The 4,110-nt window shown below is 74.5% G+C and carries 4 protein-coding genes and 1 pseudogene; 4 read left to right on the top strand and 1 reads right to left on the bottom strand.

The features are described from left to right. The first annotated feature begins 204 nt into the window (after positions 1–204). From ABT112_RS34740 to ABT112_RS34750, 3 genes are all read left to right on the top strand, one after another. A complete protein-coding gene (locus ABT112_RS34740) occupies positions 205–384 on the top strand; it encodes a DUF6104 family protein (protein ID WP_351515783.1) in 180 nt (59 codons plus the stop codon). Positions 385–638: 254 nt separating this feature from the next. Continuing rightward, complete coding sequence (locus ABT112_RS34745) at positions 639–1,607, top strand: DUF4097 family beta strand repeat-containing protein (RefSeq protein WP_351515784.1); 969 nt, start codon at positions 639–641, stop codon at positions 1,605–1,607. Between the two features lies 1 nt (position 1,608). Continuing rightward, positions 1,609–2,589 (top strand): PadR family transcriptional regulator, encoded by a 981-nt coding sequence (locus tag ABT112_RS34750; RefSeq protein ID WP_351515785.1) that lies wholly within the window; start codon positions 1,609–1,611, stop codon positions 2,587–2,589. Positions 2,590–2,762: 173 nt separating this feature from the next. Here the strand turns inward: ABT112_RS34750 and ABT112_RS34755 are convergent, their stop codons facing one another. After that, positions 2,763–3,725 carry a zinc-binding dehydrogenase gene (locus ABT112_RS34755; protein WP_351515786.1) on the bottom strand — a complete coding sequence of 321 codons (963 nt, stop codon included), beginning with the start codon at positions 3,723–3,725 and terminating at the stop codon, positions 2,763–2,765. 302 nt (positions 3,726–4,027) lie between these two features. On the opposite strand from ABT112_RS34755, the pseudogene ABT112_RS34760 reads away from it, so the two are divergent. After that, positions 4,028–4,110, top strand: a pseudogene (locus ABT112_RS34760) (SIS domain-containing protein); the annotation flags it as partial.

Consider the following 4,110-nt stretch of genomic DNA (forward strand, 5'->3'; position numbering starts at 1 on the left):
CTCCACCGAGGGCATCTTGACGCTGCCGCTCCCGGCCTTGCCCTCGTGGTCGATGGCGGCGAACCACAGTAAGTCCGGGACCCCGCCGGGCGGGCCGCTCAGCACTGCCCCGCACGCCCTCCCCCGTCCGGGGCCACCCCGGCCGGGGCCCCTCGGCGCCCGCATAATCTGGGGCGCAAGCACTCACCGACCTGGAGCAGCACTGTGTACTTCACCGACCGCGGTATCGAGGAGCTGGAGAGCCGGCGGGGCGAGGAGGAGGTCTCCTTCGCCTGGGTCGCCGAGCGGCTGCGCGAATTCGTCGATCTGAACCCGGACTTCGAGGTCCCGGTGGAGCGGCTGGCCACCTGGCTCGCCCGGCTGGACGACGAGGACGACGAGTAGGCCGGAAGCCGGTCGATCCGCGGGCCGGGCGCCCCAGCCGCCCCTGCCCTGGCACGGGGGCCGAGTACCGGCTCAGGGGCGCGGCCCCCGGCGCTGTATCGCGACCGTCCGGGCAGCGTGCCCGTCTCGCGACTTACGCGTCCCGGCTGCACGCGTCCCCGACCGGCTCCCTTGACTTCCCACATCCGCGATATATCGTGTTCTGAAAGGGGACGCGATATGTTGCGTCGCGTTCCGCCCGGAGGAGGTCAGGGATGTCAGCCCGTTCCGAGTGGTCCATCGGCGAGCCGCGCACGCTCGCCCTCGACGAGCCCGTCAGCGCCGTCACCGTGCGCATCGTGGGCGGCACGGTCAACGTCGTCGGCACGGACAGCGGGGAGCCCGCCCGGCTGGAGGTCTCGGAGCTCGACGGGCCCCCGCTCACCGTCACCCAGGAGGGGAGCGTCCTGACCGTCACCTACGACGACCTGACCCGGAAGGGTCTCTTCGCCTGGCTGGACCGCAGGACCTGGCGCGACCGCAGGAGCTGGCTCGACCACAGGAGCTGGAAGCGGCACGCCGTCGTGTCGGTCACCGTTCCGGCCGGTTCCGGTGTCGAGGTGGGGGTGGTCGGCGCGGCGGCGTTCGTCTCCGGCGTCTCCGGGCGTACGGAGCTGCGGAGCGTCTCCGGTGACAGCACCCTCGTCGGGCTCACCGGCCCCGTCCGGGCGGAGACGGTCAGCGGCCGGCTGGAGGCCCAGTCGGTCACCGGCGACCTGCGCTTCCAGTCGGTCTCCGGCGACCTCACCGTGCTCGACGGCTCCGGCACCGCGGTGACGGCGGAGACGGTCAGCGGCAACCTCGCGCTGGACCTCGCCCCCGTCGGCGCGGGCCCGGACATCCGCCTGACGACCGTCTCCGGCGAGGTGGCGATCCGGCTGCCGCACCCCGCCGACGCGACGGTCACCGCCGACACCACCAGTGGCGCGCTCTCCAACGCGTTCGACGATCTGCGGGTCACCGGCCAGTGGGGCGCCAAGCGCATCACCGGAACCCTCGGCGCCGGTACCGGTACCCTCACCGCCGCGACCGTCTCGGGCGCCATCGCCCTGCTGCGCAGGCCGGCGGCGGAGGACGCCGGAGCGCCCGACGGCGCCGGCCCGCACCTCGACGACGGCGCCGCGCCCGCCGGCCCCGACGGCTCGGGCGCACCCGCCCGCCCCACCGACAAGAAGGTGCTCTGACATGCCCCCCGTCTTCGCCCACGGCCGGCTGCGGCTGTATCTCCTCAAGCTGCTCGACGAGGCACCGCGCCACGGCTACGAGGTGATCCGACTGCTGGAGGAGCGCTTCCAGGGGCTGTACGCGCCGTCCGCCGGCACCGTCTATCCCCGCCTGGCGAAGCTGGAGGCCGAGGGCCTGGTCACCCACACCACCGAGGGCGGCCGCAAGGTGTACTCGATCACCGACGCCGGGCGCGCGGAACTCGCCGGCCGGCAGGGGGAACTCGCCGAGCTGGAGCTGGAGATCCGCGATTCGGTGGCCGAACTCGCCGCCGAGATCCGGCAGGACGTCAGCGCGTCGGCCGGCGACCTCCGCCGGGAGATGCGCGCCGCCGCCCGCGACGCCCGGACGTCCGGACGGACTCACGGGGCTCCCTGGGAGGACAACGACGCCTGGCGGCAGGCCAAGGAGGACATGCGCCGGGCCAAGGACGAGTGGAAGGAACAGGCCCGCCGGGCCAGGGAGGAGAGCCGCCGGGCGCAGCAGGACGCCCAACAGGCCCGCGAGCAGGCCAAGGACGCGCGGGCGCAGGCGCAGGAGGAGGTCCGGCGGATCGCGCGTCAGGTCCAGGACCAGGTGCAGTCGCACGCCCGGACCGGGGACTGGCAGGGCGCGCTGCGCGAGGGGATGACGGAACTGACGCGCCAGGTCGGGACGCTCGGCGGACTGGCCGAGCGGGTCACCGCCCGGCCCCCGTACATCCGGCCCGAGCCGGCCGGGCGTACCCCGGAGTGGGCCGAGGATCCGGCCGCGCCGTCCGCCGACCCGGCCCGTGACCTGGAGCGTCTCCTGGACCGCTTCCGGGACGACGTGCGCGACCTCGCCCGCGACCACGGCGTCAGCGAGGACCAGTTGCGGGAGGCCCGGCGCCATCTGTCCGCGGCGGCGGCGCACCTGGCGGCGCTGCTGCACGGCCCGGAGGACCGGCAGCCCGCGGAGTGATCCTCCGGGCCCGGCCGCCGGGCACCCGGCCACCGGGCGAGGAGGAGGAATCCGCCCCGCCCGGCCGGGTCCGCGGCGCGTTCCCGCGGCGGGCGCCGCCCAGGGTGTCCCACCGGGCGGCGCGTGGTGTCACACCGGGCAGCGCCGCGCGTGGTGTCCCACGGCGCGCGGTGTCACACCGTCAGGACGACCTTGCCGAAGAGGTCCCCGCCGGCCATCTTCTCGAAGCCCTCGCGGGCCCGGTCCAGCGGCAGCACGCTGTCGATGACAGGCCGTACGCCGGTCGCCGCGCAGAAGCTGAGCAGGTCCTCCAGCTCGCCCTTGTCGCCCATGGTGGAGCCCACGACCTTCAGCTCCAGGAAGAAGATCCGGTTGAGCTCGGCGGACTTCGGGCTGGGTCCGGAGGTGGCGCCGGAGATGACCAGCGTGCCGCCCGGCCGCAGCGACTTGACGGAGTGGGACCAGGTCGCGGCACCCACCGTCTCGATCACCGCGTCCACCCGCTGCGGCAGCCGCGCGCCGGGCTCGAAGGCCTCGACCGCGCCCAGTTCGACGGCGCGCTTGCGCTTGGCCTCGTCCCGGCTGGTGGCGTAGACGCGGAGTCCGGCGGCCCGGCCGAGCACGATCGCGGCCGTGGCCACTCCGCCGCCCGCGCCCTGGACCAGGACCGAGTCGCCGGGCCGGACGGCCGCGTTGGTGAACAGCATCCGGTACGCGGTCAGCCAGGCCGTCGGCAGACAGGCGGCCTCCTCGAAGGAGAGCTCCTTCGGCTTGGGCAGGACGTTCCAGGCGGGGACGGTGACCTGTTCGGCGAAGGTGCCCTGGTAGCGCTCGGTCAGGATGGAGCGCGGCTCGTCCGGGCCCACGCCGTGGCCGGTCTGCCCGATCACGGAGTGGATGACCACCTCGTTCCCGTGTTCGTCGGTCCCCGCGGCGTCACAGCCGAGGATCATCGGCAGGGACTCCTCCCCGAGACCGACGCCCCGCAGCGACCAGAGGTCGTGGTGGTTGAGCGAGGCGGCCTTGACGTTGACGGTCGTCCAGCCGGGGCGGGCCTGAGGCGCGGGGCGGTCCCCCAGCACGAGGCCGTTGAGCGGCTGGTCACGGTCGATGCGAGCGGCGTAGGCGGCGAACATGACCTTGACCCTAGGCCGCGGGCGGGACGGGGCGGAACCACGGACCGGTGTGACGTTGCTCCGAACGGTGGCACGGATACCGGACGAGGTCCGGGCGCGGGAGACATCGGGCGCGGGAGACGTCGGGCGCGGTGCGGGGGCCGACGCACGGAAGGCCAGGGCATGGAAGGCCGGGGCACGAGTGGGCCGGGACGCGGAAGGCCGACGCGCGGAAGGCCGGGGCACGAAAGGCCGGGCACGAGTGGGCCGGGACGGCCCGCCCGGGCCGTCGGCGAGGTGACGCGGCGGCAGCACCGCGCCAGCTGCGGGACCACTGCGATCTCGTCCTGGACAGCAAGATCGCGGTCGGGGACGCGGAGCTGACGGCCGAGGGCATCGAGGCGCC

Source organism: Streptomyces sp. NPDC002055 (assembly GCF_040296705.1).
GTDB lineage: Bacteria > Actinomycetota > Actinomycetes > Streptomycetales > Streptomycetaceae > Streptomyces.

Excerpts from the sequence above, each read along its gene's own strand:
- ABT112_RS34745 (WP_351515784.1), top strand. The coding sequence starts at position 639 with ATGTCAGCCCGTTCCGAGTGGTCCATCGGCGAGCCGCGCACGCTCGCC.
- ABT112_RS34750 (WP_351515785.1), top strand. The coding sequence starts at position 1,609 with ATGCCCCCCGTCTTCGCCCACGGCCGGCTGCGGCTGTATCTCCTCAAG.
- ABT112_RS34755 (WP_351515786.1), bottom strand. The coding sequence starts at position 3,725 with ATGTTCGCCGCCTACGCCGCTCGCATCGACCGTGACCAGCCGCTCAAC.